Genomic DNA, 18435 nt, shown 5'->3' on the forward strand with positions numbered 1-18435 from the left:
CAGACACCCTACTCGATCGACTTGAGGCTCTCCACCATGTCGATCTTCGCGAGCTTGCGGCGCATAGCAAGCGCCACGAGCACCGCGAACGCTATCGTGAGAAGAAACGCTATGACGAAGCTCATCGCATGGATCTCGCGGCCGAACATGACCTGATCGACCTCGGCGGTCACCACGACGAAGTTCTCCATGAACACACCGAACACAAGCCCCGCCAAGCAGCCGATGACGGTGAGCAGCATGATCTCACGGAATATATAGGCGTCCACCTCGCGCGTCGTGAAGCCGAGCACCTTGAGCGTCGCGATCTCGCGCTGCCGCTCGGTAATGTTGATGTTGGTGAGGTTGTAGAGCACCACGAACGCGAGCGCCGCCGCCGCTACCACGAGCACGACGACGATCGAGTTCACGCTGCCGAGCATCTTCTCGTACGAATCGATGGTTTCGTCGTTGTAACCCACGGTGCGAACCGATTCGATCGAAAGCAGCTCGTCGCTTAAACCCGAACGCACCGCCGGGTCGGAGGATGCTTTGGCGAAGATGGTCGTGAACTCGGGGGCTTCCCCCGAAACGCGCTCGTAGAGCTCGGGCGTCATGAACACGTACTGGCTCACGTAATTCTCCATGATACCCGTAACCGTTACGGTATAGCCCTCGTCGGTGGTGTTGCCGATCGCGTCCTGCTTGGAAAGCGTGATGGGGTCGCCCACCTGCAATCCGAGCTCGGTAGCGATCTTCTCGCTGACGAGCACCGCTTCGCCCGAAAGCTCGAGCGGCACGTGCCCCACGCGCTCGCGCATGGTGACGAACGATTGGAACGCTTCGGGATCCTCCGGCACGATCACGTGGACGCTCTGGTCTTTCTCGCCGGGGGCGCTTGCCGTCATCGAGGTCGTATCGGCGTACGTGTACGCCTCGATCGCGTTCTTGTCGTCGATGGCGCTTCGCACCTTGCCCATATCGTCGTCGGTCGGATCGTCGGATAGGCCGATGGTCGTGTTGTACTGGTATATCTGCCCGAACTGCTTGGTGATGATGTCGTTGATGGCGTCGGAGAGGCCGAGACCCGTCAGCAGCAGGGCCGTGCACCCGGCGATGCCGATGAGCGTCATGAAGAACCGCTTCTTGTAGCGGAAGATATTGCGGAACGTGACCTTCCACGAGAACGACATGCGCCGCCACAGAGGCCCGATGCGCTCGAGCAGGATGCGCTTGCCCGCCTTGGGCGCACGCGGGAGCATGAGCGTCGCAGGCTGCTCGCGCAGCGTTGCAACCGCAGCGGCCGCCGTGGCCGCAAGCGTCACTCCGATGCCGAGGCCCGCCGAAATGGCCGCGAACACGGGGTCGATGGGCGTCGGCGCGACGGGCACCGTATAGATGATGCCGTACGCGTTCATGATGACCGCAGGAAGGAGCTGCGAAAGCGCGAGAATTCCGACGAGGGCACCGGTACCGCTCGCGATGCCCGCATAGGCGAGGTACTTCATCGAGATGCGAGCCCTGCTGTAGCCGAGCGCCTTGAACGTTCCGATGAGCACGCGCTCGTCTTCGACCATGCGCGTCATCGTCGTGAGAGCCACCAGCGCTGCCACGAGGAAGAAGATGAACGGGAACACCTGGGCTATCTGGTCGACGCGCTGCGCATCCGACTTGAAGCTCTCAGCGCCGACGTTCTTCGTGCGGTCCATGACATAGATTTCGGGCGCCTCGATGTCGTCGATCTCCGCCTGCGCATCGTCGATCTCCTTCTCAGCGTCGGCGAACTTCTCTTCGGCTTCGGCCTTCTGGCTCTGATATTCGGCCAGGCCATCCTCGTATTCGCCGAGTCCCTCTTCGTAGCTCTGCTTCCCGTTCTCGTAATCCTGCTGCCCCGAGGCGAGCTGCGCGCGACCCTGCTCAAGCTGAGCCCTGCCGTCCGATAGCTCGGCGGCGGCTTGGTCGAGCCGAGCTTGGGCGGCGGCGAACTGCTTCTCGGCAGTGTCCTTCGCGGCAGCAAGCTCCGATCGAGCCTGTTCGAGGGCTGGAATACCGCCCGCGAGCGCGGTCTTTATCTTCTCGACGTTCTCTTCGAGCGCAGCCACCTGCGCGGCCAGCTCCCCGTAGCCGGGATCCGTGGGCTGCATGCCCGCAAGCTGCTGCTTCGCAGCCTCGAGCTGCGGTTCGAGCCGGGAAAGCGTCGCCTGGGCCGTGTCGAGCTGCGCTTGCTGCTCGTCGATCTCCGCCTGGGCCGCATCGAACCTCCCTTGCGCTTCGGTGCGCTGGTTGGCGAGCTCGGCCACCCCGGCGTCGTACTCGGCCTGACCTGACGATATCCGCTGCTCGCTCGATTCGATCGTCGCCGCCGCCCCGTCGAGCTGCGACGGCGTCGCGTCGAGCGTCTCCTTTGCGGCATCGAGTTCCTGCTTGGCGTCGTCGAGTTTCTGCTTCGCCTCGTCGAGCTGAGTCTGGGCGTCTGCGCGCTCGCGCTCGTACTCTTCCCTATTCTTGTCGAGCTCGTCTTGCGCCTCGCGCTTGACCTCGTCGAGCCTGCGCGCCTCGAGCGAGGGGGCCGCGTCCTCGATGCGCGTCAGCACGGCCGCCACCCTTTCGGCATACCCCTCGCCCGAGGCGAACTCGTCTTTTGCGCCCGCGACGGCGACGTAGGCCTCGGTGTAGGGCTGATCGGCCTTAAACGATGAGGTGGGCACGTACATGTACTGCGCAAGCGCGCCGCTTCCGAGGCTTGTCGTTCCGAGACTTCCCGAGGACATGTAGTACGAGGCCCGTACGAATCCCGTAATCGTATAGGTTTTCGAAACGAGCGTATCGTCGAAATCCTGCGACCCCTCGGAAAGCTCGATCGTATCGCCGACTTTCAACGGCGTCGCCATCACGGCGTCCGCCGACACCACGCACTCGTCGGGCTCGGTAGGCCACGTTCCCTCGACGAGCAACGGCCTGTTCAGGTAGTCGGAATCGTCGGACACCGCGTTCAACCCGTCCGATGTGTCGCTCACGCGCGCCGCGTCGATGTCGAGCGAGTGGATGCGCACCGTCACCTGCTCGCCGCCCATGAGCGACATGGCGTCAACCTGGTAGGCGCCCATCACGCCCCCGACGCCCTCGATCTTTTCGAGCGCGGCGATGTCGTCGTCGGTCAAGCCCATAGTCGAGAGCACCCGAATGTCGTACAGGTCGGTGCCGTCGTAGTAGGCGTCGGCTGCAAGCTCCATGTCGGGAGCTGTCATGCGCAAACCCGCGTAGAAGCCCGCCCCGAGCGCGACGATGGCCGCGATGGCAAGGAAGCGGCCCCACGAATGCGAAATCGATCGCCAGAAATCTTTAGAGAAGGCGCTTCGCATGGACCCTTACCACTCGATCGTCTCAGCCGAAACCGGACGCTCGTTGACCTCCACGCCTGCGGCCCTGCCCTCGCGGACGTGGATCACGCGATCGGCGATGGCTGTGAAGGCCTGGTTGTGCGTGATGAGCACGACGGTGCGGCCCATGACCCGACTCGTATCCTGCAGCAGCTTCAGGATCGCCTTGCCCGTCTGGTAGTCGAGCGCACCGGTGGGCTCGTCGCACAAAAGGAGTTTCGGATTCTTCGCAAGGGCGCGTGCGATGGCGACCCTCTGCTGTTCGCCGCCTGAGAGCTGCGCCGGGAAGTTGTCGAGACGGTGGCCGAGGCCGACCTGTCCGAGTACGTCGGCGGCGTCGAGCGGGTCTTTGCATATCTGGGAAGCGAGCTCCACGTTCTCGAGCGCCGTAAGATTCTGCACGAGGTTGTAGAATTGGAACACGAAACCTATGTCGTAGCGGCGGTAGTACGTAAGCTCCCTCGCGTCGAACGAGTTCACCTCGCGACCGTCGAGCACGATGGTTCCCGACGTACACGAGTCCATGCCGCCGAGCATGTTCAGAAGCGTGGTTTTGCCGGCGCCCGAAGGTCCTACGACCACGACGAGCTCGCCTTCTTCGATATCGAAGGTCATACCGTCGACCGCAGCGACTTCGACCTCGCCCATCCTGTATGTCTTCCGCACATCGCGAAACTCCACGAACGCCATACTGACTCCTCCGTCGGTTTCATCCATTATAGGCGTTGTTCGGGAGCAGCAGAAAATCGGCACGGTTTCGCGATAAAGCAGTACCGTCGCGCAATGCACGCTGCAGTCGGACGGAATCAGGCCCCGGTCGCGCATCGACCGGGGTCCGCGCATCGACCGTTGCGAGACCTGCCAAAAGCGCGGCGGTATCAGAAACGGGCAAAAAGAGCGGTCGACGCGGCGCATCGAAAGGCAGAAGTGCCCCACAGGATAACCAACCCTGCAGGGCACCGTGCCGCCATCGAGCAAGCGTCGTCGAACGCGACGGCGAATAGCGGGGCCGCGAACAAACGCGCCGTCCGCAACCCTGCGCTACGTTACAGGCGCTTAGCGCACCTTGATGAACAGCGTGCAGACGATCGCCAGCACGAGCAGCGGGATGAGCAGCACGTGCGATCCCATCGACCAGCCCATGGAGGGCACGAGCCACCCGAGGGCCACGCCGCCCACGAACGAGCCGATGCTGCTCGAGAAGCCGAGCATCGCCATGCCGGTTCCCTGGTTCTCCTTGTTCGGGATGATCTCGGGGACGGCGGCGGTGGCGCAGGTCGAAACGAACGGCGGGAACAATCCGCACAGCACGATCGCGATCCACATCATGCTGTCGCTCGTGAAGCTGAAGAGGAACCAGCAAGCGATCGTGAGGATGACGAGCGCGCCGACGATGCACCACTTACGGGTGCCGAGCTTGTCGGATATCACGCCCGCAGCCATCGAGCAGATGATGTTCATGAACGTGATGACCGAGGTGATGAATCCGGCAGCGGCCATGTCCATCCCGTGCTCCATCTGCAAGAACGTCGGGAAGAACGTGTTGACGGTGCCGTTGATGCACACGTTGTACACGGCGAACATGATGCCGAGCATGATGAGGCTCACGCTGAAGGCCTTGAGCATGCTGACCTTCTTCGCGGGCGCCGCACTCTGGTCTTCGGCTGCGGGCTGCACATCCTGGTCGGGCTCTTTATAGAGGATGAGGAACAGGATGAAAGCGACGATCGAGAAGCCGATGGCGAACCACCAGATCGTCTGCCATGCGCCCGTCGAAGAGTAGAGCGCCGGCACGAGGTTCATCATCACGACCGATCCGAACGGCATCCAGATGCCCCAGATGCCCGCCGCAAGGCCGAAGCGCCGCGCGGGGAACCACTGGGCCAGAGCGGCAGGCGCGAGCACGCCGAAGAAGCCCATGCCCACGCCTTCGAACACGCGCGAGACGAGGAGCATACCCTGGCTCGTGGCGAACACGCCGATGAGGCCGCCCACGATGCACGAGGCGATGGCGACAAGCGAGATCTTCTTGATGCCCACCTTCTTGGCGATGCCCGCAGCGGGAAACGCGAGCACGATCGAGACGATGGTGAACACCGACATGAGCCAGCCGAAGGTATCGGGCGTGAAACCGAACGCCTCCATCATGACGGGTCCGAGCGTGGGAACCTTGAAGAAGTTCACCGGAACGGTGAAGCTTGCGACGAATACGACGGCGAGGATCACCCACGCGTAGCGCGGCGTGGGGCGATTGTCGATCGCCTGGGTTGCTGTTGCTGTTGCTGACATTGAAACCCCCTTTTATCCGATGAGGATACGATTTGATTGAAAATCCCATGAAAATCCCGTGCAAGGTTTTTTGGTATCCGAGCACTTCGAACTCATGTGCATTGCGAGTACGCGTACACCGTATGGCATCACGTGCTTCGCTTGCGAAACGTTTCGGCCCGTGCCCGCTCGGCCCGCTTGCCCGACCTGATGAGCACCGAAGCGACCAGCGCGAGGACGAACAGCGGCGCGAACAGCCATAGACCCGTTTCCACCCACCCTACGTTCACGACGAAGAAGCCGGCGAGGACGGGACCCGCGAGCCCGACGAAGTTCTGCCAGAACGAAAGCACCGCGTTTCCCATGCCCGCCTTCAGGTGGTCGTTGCCGGTCGCCTCGGGGATGACGAGGCGCACGCCCGTCGAGACGAGCGGCGAGAACACGCCGAGGCACGCCATGAGGACGATGGCCATCGGCGCCGAGGAAGCGAAGAACACAAGCGAGCTCGTCACGCCGAGGATGATGCACCCCGCCACGAGCAGCCCCTTCTTCGCGCCGAGCCGATCGGCGACCAAGCCGACGATCGGGCAGCCGAAGATCGAGAGCAGCTCGGGGATTCCGGTGATGGACGAAGCCACCACGTTGGTGAGCCCGACCTCGGTTTCGAGGAACAACGGATAGTACGTGTTGATGACGGTGGCCACGACGAAGTTGAAGCATCCGAAGATGAATCCCGCCAGCCACACGTCGCGAACCTTGAGAACCATGGCCAATTCCCTGACGGAAGTCTTGTTCGTATTCTCGGCGTGGCTCACGTGCTTCGCCTCGTCCGAGTACGGCGCGACCGGCATCTTGAAGAACGCCGCGTAGAGCAGAAACGCGACCGCCGCCACCGCCGAGCCGAACCACCACACCGACTGCCACCCGTACTGGTTGGTGAGCGTCGGTGCGATGTTGAGCATGAGAAACGTTCCGAACGGCATGCAGGTGCCCCATACGCCGAGCGCCACACCCTGCCGCTCGGAGGGAAACCACGCGATGAGCGCCGCCGGCGCGGCGACGAAGATGATGCTGTTGCCCACGCCTTCGATGAAGCGGCTCACGAGCAGCAGCGAGAACTCGGTCGAAAGCGCCCCCATCGTGGAGCCGACGAAGCAGCACCCCACGGAAAGCAGGACGACGCGCTTCACCCCGAAGCGCTGCATGATAAAGCCAGCCGGAAACGCGAGAATGATCCCCATTACCGAGAAGATGGCCATGATCCAGCCGAATTCCTCGACCCCGATGCCGAAGTACGGCATAAGCGTCGTCGCGATGCCCGGCGCCTTGACGAAGTTGAGCGGCGCGGCGAGGCTTGCGAGGAACACGACGGCCAGGATGACCCACGCGTAGCGCGGCACCGGCTTCTTCGTTCTTCCTGATCGATCCAACGTTGCGTTCATACATCCCCCTGTCAACCGCGTTCGCGGGGCCGGCACCACCCCTTGTTTGCCGGACCCCGAACGCCGTGCGAACTGCACTGCCTGAGACGGCCCCGTTTCGAGGCCTACAAACCAGGCGCCTTCGGCGCTCCGGGNCGGAAACACATAGCATACATCCTTTCTTACCTATTTCCGGCATGATAGTTCCGTCTGGCCGCCGATCCCTCGGAGGCCAGACGGTATTCCGCTCACGAAGGCAGTGGGTAGAGCACCACGTCTTCGATGTTCGGTGAAACCCTCGCATCGATCTTCGACAGCTCCTTGTAGCAGTAGCCGTCCTTGAAAAACGACACGGTGTAGAACCCTGGATCGAGCTTTACGAGGCGGAACTCACCAAGCGTGTCCGAATAGGCGGACGAGGCCTTGCCTGTCACCATATGTGTAGCGGTGACCAGCACGTTCGCCAAGCACTTGTCGGCCTTGGGATCGTACACGGCACCCGCGATAAAGGGCTTCGGCAGGTTCACGTAAGCGACCTGCGGGTCGGTGCCGTACTCGGGATGCAAACGCTCGAGGGGCGCGTACATGTTGTCGACGGTCAACTCGTCGGTGTCGACGTAGGTGAGCGCGTCGGCCGGGCAGGCGGTCACGCAGCGCGGCTGCTTCCATCCCATATCGAGCAGATGCGCGCACATCGTGCATTTTTGCGGCAGATCGAGCTCCTCGTTGTAGTACACGGCACCGTACGGGCACGCCTCGGCGATGGCCCTGTTGCCGACGGCCTTCTCGGGATCGATGATCACGTAGCCGTCCTCGCGGCGATACACCGCACCCTCGCCCGCCGCGATGCAGGGAGCGTTCGAGCAGTGCTGGCACATGACCGTCACACGGTGAAGCTTCATGCGCGTGCCGCTGCCCACCTCGGTCTCGTTGCACTTGACCCAGAACTGGCTTTTGCCCTGGGGCTTGGCAATGGGCGACCAGTCGTTGTCGCAGTGCTCGTCCTTGCACGCCTGCTGGCACAGGCAGCACTGCATGCAGCGATCCGGATCGACAAGTATCGTCTTCATGGTTACCCCTTCCAATTGCTCGTACGGTACTTGCCGGCGAACCCTTCCGGGTACTCCCGGGCAAGCGCTTCCAAATCGGCCTTCTCGATGCCGACGAGCGTCGAGTTGTACGCGCCGCCCACGTGGTGCACCGACATCGGATCGGGATTGGTGATCGCGTTGATGTCGCCGCTGCGGTCGAGCTTGCACGGCGTCGGCTCGAGCGGATCGTTCCACGCGCCGTAGGTCAGCCACACCACGCCCGGCATGACGCGGTGGGTGAGCTGCGCTCCGGCAAGCACGCCCCCGCGATCGTTGAACGCGCGGATGATGTCGCCGTGCTCTATCCCCAAGCGCGCGGCATCGTCGGGATTGATGTAGGCGGGCTCGTACGGGTAGCCGTCGGGTCCGTACACCTTGTAGTTCTCGGTCAGCCACTCGCAGTCGTCGAACTTTCCGTGGAAGCGGAACTTCGGGTGCGCCTGGAGGTCCTGGAAGGGGTACTTCTCGGCGAGCGGGTCGTATCGGCCCTCCTTCTCCTCGATGTAGTGCGGCACCACGGGGATCTCGGGGTTGTCGGGCCCGTAGTAGTTCCAGATCAGCGTAGAGAATATCTCGACCTTGCCCGTGGGCGTGTCGAGCGGATGGTTCTCGGGATCCTCGTAGAAATCCTTCCACTGCTTGTTCTCCACGTAATCCTCGATCGCAGGCCAGACGTAGTAGCCCTTCTCCTTGAAGTCGTCGTACTCCATCGGGATGTTCGTGCGGGTGTACATCTTCTCGAGGATGGTCTCCTCGGTATTGCCCTCCATGAACTGGTCGCCGTAGCCCAGGCGCCGCGCCAGCTCCTCGAATATCTCGAGGTCGGTCTTGCTCTCGCCGATGGGCTCGATGCACTTCTTGCTGTACACCGCGCTCCGCAGGTTGATGACCGCCGTGGGCACGTACTGGCCCACGCTGCCGGGCTCGGTGATGTCCTGGCGCTCGAACAGCGTCGTGATCGGCAGCACGAGATCGGCGTAGCGGCAATCGCGGTTGAAGTACACGTCGGCTACCACGAACGTCTCGACCTTCGGGCTCTTGTACGCCACGTGGTCGCGCAGCATCTTGCCGGGCTGGTTGGTGAGCGTGCCGCCGCGCTGCCAGTAGAAATGGCATTCGGAGTGGCCGGGCATCGGGTACTCGCAGGTCTCGAGGTACATCTCGGGATTGAAGTTGTCCTGATGGCCGCCGTGCCACTTTTGGGGCGGGTTGTACACGCAGTCGTAGAACTTCTGGAATGTGATGGACTGCTTGACCTTGTTCGGGTAGTAGTTGTCGAGCACGACGTTCATGCCGCCGTCGGCGTAGCCGGTGGGGCCTATCTGCTTCTCGCCGTCGTAGGGGCCCGCGATGAACAGACCCGGGCTCAGCATGTTCACGCCGGGCTTGCCGAATCCCTGCATGACCTGCAGCGTGCCGAACAGGCGCGCGAACTCGTGGGCGAACGTGCGGCGGCAGGCGCCGCCTGTGAGCACCCACATCGAAGTGGGCTTCGAAGCCCATTCGTAGGCGATCTGTTTGATGACGCGCACGGGAACGCCGCATATCTTTGAGGCCCATTCCGGCGTCTTCGGGATGCCGTCCTCGGCTTCGCCCAGGATGTAGGTCTTGAACGACTTGCCGGCAGGTGCGCCCTCGGGCAGGTGATCCTCGTCGAACCCGACGGCGTGCGTGTCGAGGTACTCCTGATCGTAGAGCCCCTCGGTGATCCAGATGTAGGCGATCGCGCAGCCCATGGCGTTGTCGGTGCCGGGAATGATCCGGATCCACGAATCGGCGGTGAACATGCCCGTCTCATTGTAGAGCGGGTCGATCACGATGACGCGCTTGCCGAGATCGTTCCAGTACTTCCAAAGACGGCCCGTGTCGATGCCGTTGTAGGTGTTGTGCATGATAGGATCGGTGCCCCATAAGATGATGAGCTCGCTCTCGCGCGTGATGTCCTGCAGCGAGTCGGTCGCGGGCGGCAGCCCATGGCCCTGCCAGTCGCCCCAGAGGAACGGAGCGCCGCACGCCCAGCCCTCCCACGAGTTCGGCGTGAACTCGCGGTGCGTGGCGCCGATCATGTGCCAGAAGCGGAACAGGTCGCTGAAGAGGAAGTGGAGCGAGCCCCACTCCGGATGCGCCGAGTACGAATAGGCGAACGCCGAGGGCCCGTAGGTGTCGAGGATGCGCCGCATCTCGGTTTCGATGATCGCATACGCCTCGTCCCACGAGATGCGCTCGTATCCGCTCACGCCGCGGTTCTCGGTGTTGCGCTCGCCGTTGGGATCCCAGTCGACGCGCTTGAGCGGGTACTTCACCCGATTCTCCGAATACACGGACTGCTTCGAAGCCAAGCCCCACTGCAGAAGCGGTTGGATGAGCGGCGGCTTGTACTCCTTGCCGTTCTGCACGACCTTCCACGATTTGGCTTCGCCGGGCTCGAACTGCATCGGCTCGATGCGCACGATCTTGTCGTCTTTCACGTGGACGAACATCGGGCCCGAGGTAGAGCAGGTCGTCAATCTCGTGGTTCCGTCGCTCGACGGATAGCGAGGTGTTTCTGCCATGTGCTTCCCCTTCCTTATATACGTTTGCCGCATGGTCTCGTCATGCCATGCTCGACCCGCGGATTGCGGATTCGGCACTTTGGTAAGAATGTACCCTTGCAAACGGAAGGGCTATCTGCCTAGAATATGAAACGGACGGACGACGTTACTACCGTCGGTATTTTTCTTCTGTACTACTCTGGGCATTACTGATCGCCGATCTCGCTGGAGGCACCCATGGCTGACGGATTCGACCCTGTCATCGTGCGCGACGAGCGCGCCGAGATGACCTCGCTTCTCATGATCGTCGGGTTCGCCTGCTTCTGGGCGTGGTTCCTCGCCGCGTTCATGGGCGGCATCTTCCACCCCGGCAGCACCGATCTGTTCTCCGAGCTGTTCGTGAGGCTCTGCGCGCTTGCGGCTATGGCGCTCACGCAGCTCGCCACCCATCTGAAGCTCGCGGTGCGCCTTTCGGACTACGCCAAAACGAAGCGGCTGTTCGCCCTGATCGTTGCTTTGGCGGTGCCCATCCTCGCTGTGACGATATGGGGCCTTTACACCGACATCGCGCCGCTGTTCGTCGCGTCGATCGCCTGGATCATGCTCGGCGTCTCGATGAGCCTGCTCTTGCTCTCGTGGGGCAGCATCTGGGCGACGCTCGACCGCGAGGAGTCGTACAACCGCACGACGGCGAAGCGCCTCGCCTGGTCGATTCTGCTCGTGGCGTGCCTGTGCGTCTTCATCAAGCTCGCCCCCCTCCAGCTCGACATGCCGCTCGCCTTCGGTGCCTACCTCGTATCGGCGCTCTTGCAGATGGTGTGCTCGCAGCGCATGGCCCAGCCCGAAAGCGACGAGGGCGAAAGCGATTCGGGCCAGAAGCTCCAGCTGTTCTCGCGCACCCGCTACACGCCTCTGTGCATGGGCGCGTTCTTCGGGTTCACGCTCGCCTTCATGTTCTCGGCGTTCGGCACCGAAACGGCGTCGTACGCCATCGTCGCGAGCGTGTTTCTCGGCGGCGCGATCTCCGCATTCGTCATCATCGTGCTCAGGCGCGTGCCCCGCATCACGACCGTCGAGCGCATCCTGTTCCCCATCTTCGCCCTGTGCTTCATCGCCGCGCCGTTTCTCGAGGCGCATCTTCGCCTGTATCCGCTTGCGGCCATCGCCGCGGGCCTGAGCTTCTACTTCCTATCGCACTGGAACACGTTGCTCATGATGGCCTACAAACACGAGCTTCTGCCCATCTTCCACTTTTCGCAGGGAACCATCGCGCCCTTCGAGGGCCTGGCGCTCGGCTGGGGCCTTCAGACCGTGTTCGTCGGACTCGGGCTCGATCCCGAGTCGACCGTGCTTCCGAGCTGCCTGGCCATGGCGTTTCTCACCACGCTCATCCCCGCCATCGTGTCGTACAAGTCCAACGTCGCCGTCGAGGTGCTCTCCATGGCCGAGGACGGAACCCTGTCGATTCTCGAGCAGGGCGAAAAGAGCGAGGGGGCCAAGGGCGCCTGGAAGAAGAAGTGCCTCGCCATCTGCGAGCGGTTCGACCTCTCCCCCCGCGAAACCGAGGTGTTCCTGCTGCTCGCCAAGGGCCGCAACGCCGAGCACATCCACAACGAGCTCTACATTTCGGTGTACACCGCCAAGACCCACGGCTACCGCATCTACCGCAAGCTCAACATCCACTCCCAACAGGAGCTCATCGATATGGTGGAGGGCAATTACTGCCCCGAGTAGTACGCCCGCGCCCGCGTTTTCGCGCCTTTCATATTCTCGGCCGTCTATTCCTCTCGCCGATGCTGCCCGACCATAAGATCCCGAACCCTATACCGGATGGGAGGTGAACCGCGGCCTCGGCGGCTGAGCAACGTCTGCCGCGTCGACCGAGGCCTGATTTCAGGAAGGGACGAGACCAGAAGGGAGCCAGACTATGGCCGATCGCTATCCGAACAACTACATCGACGAAGACGGCATCAAATGGACGAAGGGGCGCTGCTTCTTCTGCCACGGGCACTGCCTTTTGTACGGGGGGAGCAAAGACGGGAAGCTCGTGAAGCTCAAGGCGCTCGAACCGCAGGCGGAGCACTGCGAGCGCATGGGCAAGGACGGGCACAAGTTCCTGCGGTTCCACTACCATCCGAAACGGATCAACCACGCCCTCAAGCGCGCGGGCGAGCGCGGTGAGGACAAGTGGGAGGAAATCCCCTACGATCAGGCGATACGGGAGATCGCCGAGAAGCTTTCCGCCATCAAGGCGGAATACGGGCCCGAATCGCTCATCGTATCCGAGGGCACATACCGCTCCGATCATCTGTGGGCGCGCACGCGCTTCACGAACCTGTTCGGCAACCCGGGCAACATCATCGACCCGGGCACCGTGTGCTGGTGCTGGACCTACACGCTCAACATGTCGATGGTGGGCTGGCCGATCGAGACCACCATGCCGCCGTGCGGATCGGAGGCGAACACCATCGTGGTGTGGGGCTGCCGCCCCTACGAGAAGGGAACCGCCTACGGCAAGATCTGGGAGGAGATCACCGCGGCCACCGAGCGCAAGGTGAATCCCGCGCGCCTGATCGTGATCGACCCGTTCGCCGGCGTCGAGGCGCTGCACGCGAGCGTGCATCTGCCCATCCATCCGGGCACCGACCTCATCATCATGCTCGCCTGGATCAACTACATCATCGAGAACGACCTCTACGATAAGGAGTTCTTGAAGTACTGGAGCAACGCGGTGTTCCTGATCGACAAGGAAAGCGGCCAGCTCGTGCGCGCATCCGACATCGACGCTCGCGGAAAAGAGGAGGATTTCGTCGTCTGGGACGACATCGCGGGCGCGCCTCTGCAATGGTGCTCCGACGAGAACCGCTACTACCGCGACGGCGAGGTGGACGCGGCGCTGCGCGGCGAGTTCACGCTCACCCGTGCCGACGGCACGCCGATGACCTGCGTGACCGTGCTGGAGCGGATCGCCGAGCGCATGAGCGAGTACACGATGGACATGGCCGCCGAGATCACGGGCGTCGGGGCGAACCGCCTCACCGACGCCGTGCAGATCTACGCGACGAACGGGCCCGCATGGATCGCCTGGGGCGTGGGCGGCGGCGACCAGCACGGCTACAACTCCACCGGCTCGGGCATCGCGAAGACGATGCTACGCATCCTCACCGGCAACGTCGACAACCGCGGGGGCGAGTACCTCGCCGATCCGGGACTCGTCGAAGAGGACGGCACCAAGCGCTTCCCCCTGCGCGACGCCGAGCTGGAGTTCTCCGAACTCGTGTCCGACGAGATGCGCGAGAAGTTCCTCGGCAACGACACGTACCGCATGATGAGCTGGCCGGGCTTCACCCGTGTGGACAAGTGCTACCGCAAGATGTGGAACATCCCGCGCCCCATGCTGCACCAGCTGCTCGTGGCGCCCACGCTCGCCTGGGACGCCATCCTCACGGGCGAGCCCTACCCCGTCAAGGCGATGATCGCCTGGGGTTCCAACCCGCTCGCCTGGGCCCCGAACACCAAGCACGTCTACGAGGCGCTCAAAAAGCTCGACCTGCTCGTGGTGGCCGAGTACTGGAAGACGCCGACGGCGGCGCTCGCCGACTACATCCTGCCCGCCGCCGACTCGCTCGAACGCCCGATCGCGACCACGAACGAAGACGCGATGGACGTGTTCCTGATCGGCGACCGCATGTCGCGCCCCGTCGCCGACAGGCGCAGCGACTACGATATGTTCCGTGCGCTCGGCGTGGCCCTCGGCCAGGAGGAGCACTGGCCGTGGGAGACCTACGAGGAGGCCATCGCGCACCGCTTCGAGCGCACCGGCATCACCTACGAGCAGGCCGTCGAGAACACCGTCTGGGCACCCGGCGACGTGGAGTTCTGGAAGTACGCCAAGGAACTGCCGAACGGCCAGATCAAGGGCTTCGCCACCCCGTCGCGCAAGGCCGAGATATTCTCGAGCATCATGCAGGAGATCGGCTACGACCCCATCCCCGCCTACCGCGAGCTGCCCGAAACGCCACGCTCGAACCCCGAGCTCGCCAAGAAGTACCCGTTCAGGCTCACCGTGGGAGGCCGCTGGAATCCGATGTTCCATTCCGAGTGGCGCGTGCCCGGCTGCGGAACCCGCTCGATGTGGCCCGATCCGATCGTGCAGATCCAGGTGACCGACGCGCGCATCGCGGGTATCCGCGACGGCGACTGGGTATGGATCGAGACGCCGCGTGGGCGCATCCGCCAAAAGGCCAAGCTCGAGTGGGGCCTCAAGCGCGGCACCGTGATGGCGCAGCCGAGCTGGTGGTTCCCCGAGCTTCCCTCGGAGGAACCATGGTCGCAAGGAGTGTTCGACTCGAACGGCAACGTGCTCACCGACGACTCCTACGAGTCGCTCGACCCGGCAGGCGGCCAGTGGATCGCACGCGGCCTGCTCTGCACTATCTACTCCTGCATCGACGGAGCCGATCGCGTCGACTCCGAATCGCCCGTCGAGGACTTCATCGACGGCAACGAGGAGGGCTTCTTCCACCGGGAGTACGAGCACCTCGCCTTCGCCGACGTCAAGAAGATGGGCTAACTTCCTGCCGTGCGGTTGGCTGGCAAACGCCGACCGCACGGCAACTCCCCCGCACGGCTCGAACCGCTGGGCTACTTGGCGGCCGCCCGTGGAGCAAACGGGTGGCCTCCGCCAAGTACCGCGGGGTAAGGCACGTATTGTTATCGCTACCCGTTACAGGAACCGGGTAGCTCCTGCCCTGGCAGCGAGCAGGCCCGAAAATGACAGAAAACAGGAGTATTTCGTCGCTGTATGAGTTCGTCCGAAGCACATTCGGGCATAGCATGTTGCCGCAAGTCGCTGAACTGGCCACATGCAGGCATCCGAACGCGGGCGGCTGCATTACCGGTATCTCATAGCCCCGAGATGACGAAAAACTCCTGTTTTCTGCCGCGAGCAGAGGGTTCCGCTGCAAGAAGGATCGGCACCCTTTCGCCCATGGCTTCCGAACGCCCCTTTGTCTCAACGCACTGCACCTGAAAGGAATCCCATGAGCGCACCGTACCGATTCGCAGCCGCATCCACGATTTCGCACGATCCGTCCCACTGCAACGGCTGTCGGGAGTGCAAGCGGGCCTGCCCCGTAGAAGGCGCCCTCTCTTTCGACGAGGGCTCCGCCGCACCCCGATTCGATCGCACCCGATGCATTCGATGCCACGCATGCGCAGAAGCGTGCGGAAGCGATGCAATCGGCAGCGTCCCCGCCCAAACGGACCGGCCCGTTATCGCCGCGCCGGGAGCACGCCCCTACCGCGCATGAGTTCGCACGCATGCGATCGCATGACAGTATTCGCTATTCGCATTTTCCCTTGTCAAAGAGCTGTCTACCATCAATTACTACTCGCAGCAGTACGCTGAAATCGAGCAATTCACATCCGCAGTAGGCAGATTTTCACCGCATTCTTCCCACAATGGAGCCACGATTTTCGTTTTGCTTTATAGGGCTGGGAGCGAACACGGTGCAACCGATATGCACGGGAGGCGAACGAGCGCTGCGGCAGCAGCGAAGTCCTTAGTAGACGCACTTAAACGCACGGCAATCACTACTCAAGGAGGAAGTTGCATGGAAGACAGAGGATACGTACTGGTCCCGCATGAGAAACCGTTCCAATACGAAGAGGACGGGCTCACGGTCACCCGCTCGGTCGCATGGTCGGGGCCGGGATGCCACGATGGCTGCGGGGTGCTGCTCTACACCGACGAGAACGGCACGCTCGTCAAGTGCGAAGGCGACCCCGAGAATCCCTTTTCGGAAGGCCGCTTGTGCATGAGGTGCCTTGCCGTTCCCGACGTGACGCATCATAAGGACCGGCTGCGCTACCCCATGAAGCGCGACCCGAAGAATCGCGGCAAGGACGTGTGGGAGCGCATCAGCTGGGAGGAAGCGTACGATCTCATCTACACCACGTTCAAGGAAATCTCCAACACCTACGGCGCCGAGACCATCTTCACGGGACACGGCACGGGGCGCGACATCGCCACCTACATCACGCGCCTCGCCGCCACGATGGGCACGCCCAACGACACGTTCCCGCTGGCCGGCATCGCCTGCTACCTTCCCCGCGTCGTCGGCTGCTTCGCGCAGACCGGCTCGTTTTGGGTCGCCGACTGCTCGCAGCAGTTCGCCGACCGCTACGAAAACCCCGAGTACCAGCCGCCCGAGACGATGTTCATCTGGGGCAACTATCCGCTCGTGTCCAACTCCGACGGCCTGTTCGGTCACTGGGTCATCGACCTCATGAAGCGCGGCATGCAGGTGGTCATGATCGATCCGCGCGTCACCTGGCTCTCCAACAAGGCGATCGAGCACCTGCGGGTACGCCCCGGAACCGACGGCGCGCTCGCGCTCGGAATGCTCAACGTCATCATCAACGAAGGCCTCTACGATCGCGATTTCGTCGACAAATGGTGCTACGGCTTCGAGGAGCTCGCCGAGCGCGTGCAGGGCTACCCCGTCGAGAAGGTCTCCGAGATCACCTGGGTTCCCGCCGACCAGATCGTGCGCACCGCGCGCCTGCTCGCAAAGAGCAACAACGCCGCTTTGCAGTGGGGCCTCGCCATCGACATGACCAAAGAGACGGTTCCCGTTGCGCAGGCGGTGCTCGCACTGTTCAGCATCACGGGCAACCTCGACGTTCCCGGCGGCCTCATCGTGCCGCCCGAGATACTCAACTACCTCAAGGGCTGGGGCGGCGACATCCTTTCGCAGGAGCAGTGGGCCAAGCGCATCGGGCCCGAGCGCTACGAGATATTCGACAAGGGGCCGCAGATGCTCCATCCCGACGTGTGGGCCGAAACACTCCACACCGAGAAGCCCTACAAGCTGCGCGCCGCCTTCCTGCAGACGAGCAACGTGCTCGCCTGCGCGGGCGCCCAGCCGAAATACACCTACGAGGGGCTCAAGATGCTCGACTTCGTGGTGGCGGTCGACCTGTTCAAGACGCCCACCATCATGGCGGTCGCCGACGTGGGGCTGCCCGCCCCCACCCTCCCCCGTCTCTTATTCACATCTCGATGTGNTGTTCAACCCCGACGCCTGGCCGTGGGACAACACCGAGGACATGTACAGCGAGATACTCGAAGAGACGGGCATGACGTTCGAGGAGCTGCAAAAAGCTGCGCCCGCCTACATGCCGTTTGAGTACCGCCGTTTCGAGAAGGGCTTGCTGCGTCCCGACGGGCAGCCCGGCTTCAATACGCAGACCGGGCGCATCGAATTGTGGTCGCACTACTACAACAACGTGCACCTCGATCCTCTTCCCTACTTCGTCGAACCCGAGCCGGGACCCGGATCGACGCCCGAGCTCTTCGAGGAGTACCCGCTCATCCTGACCACGGGCGCGCGCGACTGGGCATCGTTCCACTCGGAGCATCGCCAAATCGATCGTTTGCGCGCGTACAAGAAGAACCCGACGGTCGAGGTGCATCCCGAGACGCTCGCAGCGCTCGGCCTCGCCGACGGCGATTGGGTGTGGGTCGAAAACCACCTGGGCCGCGCGAAGCGCAAGGTCAAATCCACGCCGATCGTCGATCCGCGCATGGTTGCAGCCGACCACGCCTGGTGGCTGCCCGAATCGGATCCCGAAAAGCTCTTCGAGGTATTCGACTACAACATCAACGCCCTGCTTCCCTGGTCGCCCGGCAAGAGCGGGTTCGGTGCGAACTACAAAAACAGCATCTGCAAGATATACAAGGTCGAGGAAGGAGAATAGC

11 protein-coding genes are annotated in these 18435 nt (G+C 62.8%); 5 read left to right on the forward strand and 6 right to left on the reverse strand.

Going from position 1 to position 18435, the window contains the following annotated elements; all coding sequences use genetic code 11:
• Nucleotides 1–8: 8 nt before the first annotated feature.
• From C1722_RS05145 to C1722_RS05170, 6 genes are all read right to left on the reverse strand, one after another.
• The gene (locus tag C1722_RS05145) at nt 9–3341 is read right to left on the reverse strand and encodes an ABC transporter permease (RefSeq protein ID WP_102378291.1); all 3333 of its coding nucleotides are present in this window, start codon (nt 3339–3341) and stop codon (nt 9–11) included.
• Between the two features lie 6 nt (nt 3342–3347).
• Nucleotides 3348–4049, reverse strand: coding sequence for an ABC transporter ATP-binding protein (locus tag C1722_RS05150; RefSeq protein WP_102378292.1), 702 nt, complete (start codon nt 4047–4049; stop codon nt 3348–3350).
• 366 nt (nt 4050–4415) lie between these two features.
• Nucleotides 4416–5648 (reverse strand): MFS transporter, encoded by a 1233-nt coding sequence (locus C1722_RS05155; protein ID WP_102378293.1) that lies wholly within the window; start codon nt 5646–5648, stop codon nt 4416–4418.
• A gap of 128 nt (nt 5649–5776) precedes the next feature.
• Nucleotides 5777–7069, reverse strand: a complete 1293-nt coding sequence (locus tag C1722_RS05160; protein WP_102378294.1) for an MFS transporter — start codon at nt 7067–7069, stop codon at nt 5777–5779.
• A gap of 227 nt (nt 7070–7296) precedes the next feature.
• The gene (locus tag C1722_RS05165) at nt 7297–8118 is read right to left on the reverse strand and encodes a 4Fe-4S dicluster domain-containing protein (protein WP_102378295.1); all 822 of its coding nucleotides are present in this window, start codon (nt 8116–8118) and stop codon (nt 7297–7299) included.
• Between the two features lie 2 nt (nt 8119–8120).
• Nucleotides 8121–10691: a molybdopterin-dependent oxidoreductase gene (locus C1722_RS05170; protein ID WP_180995042.1), complete on the reverse strand. Its 2571-nt coding sequence runs from the start codon at nt 10689–10691 to the stop codon at nt 8121–8123.
• A 216-nt stretch (nt 10692–10907) separates the two neighbouring features.
• On the opposite strand from C1722_RS05170, the gene C1722_RS05175 reads away from it, so the two are divergent.
• The 5 genes from C1722_RS05175 to C1722_RS17305 all read left to right on the forward strand — a co-directional run bounded on the left by C1722_RS05175 (nt 10908) and on the right by C1722_RS17305 (nt 18434).
• Nucleotides 10908–12404 carry a response regulator transcription factor gene (locus C1722_RS05175; protein WP_102378297.1) on the forward strand — a complete coding sequence of 499 codons (1497 nt, stop codon included), beginning with the start codon at nt 10908–10910 and terminating at the stop codon, nt 12402–12404.
• Between the two features lie 193 nt (nt 12405–12597).
• Entirely contained in the window at nt 12598–15243 is a 2646-nt protein-coding gene (locus C1722_RS05180) for a molybdopterin-containing oxidoreductase family protein (RefSeq protein WP_102378298.1), read from the forward strand.
• A 469-nt stretch (nt 15244–15712) separates the two neighbouring features.
• Nucleotides 15713–15982 carry a 4Fe-4S binding protein gene (locus C1722_RS17800; protein ID WP_102378299.1) on the forward strand — a complete coding sequence of 90 codons (270 nt, stop codon included), beginning with the start codon at nt 15713–15715 and terminating at the stop codon, nt 15980–15982.
• A gap of 303 nt (nt 15983–16285) precedes the next feature.
• Complete coding sequence (locus C1722_RS05190; RefSeq protein ID WP_244902450.1) at nt 16286–17863, forward strand: molybdopterin-dependent oxidoreductase; 1578 nt, start codon at nt 16286–16288, stop codon at nt 17861–17863.
• Nucleotides 17784–18434 carry a molybdopterin dinucleotide binding domain-containing protein gene (locus tag C1722_RS17305; protein ID WP_244902451.1) on the forward strand — a complete coding sequence of 217 codons (651 nt, stop codon included), beginning with the start codon at nt 17784–17786 and terminating at the stop codon, nt 18432–18434. Before C1722_RS05190 ends, C1722_RS17305 begins: the two co-directional genes overlap by 80 nt.
• Nucleotide 18435: the final 1 nt, after the last annotated feature.

The sequence above is a fragment of the Raoultibacter timonensis genome, assembly GCF_900240215.1.
Classification (GTDB): Bacteria; Actinomycetota; Coriobacteriia; order Coriobacteriales; family Eggerthellaceae; genus Raoultibacter; species Raoultibacter timonensis.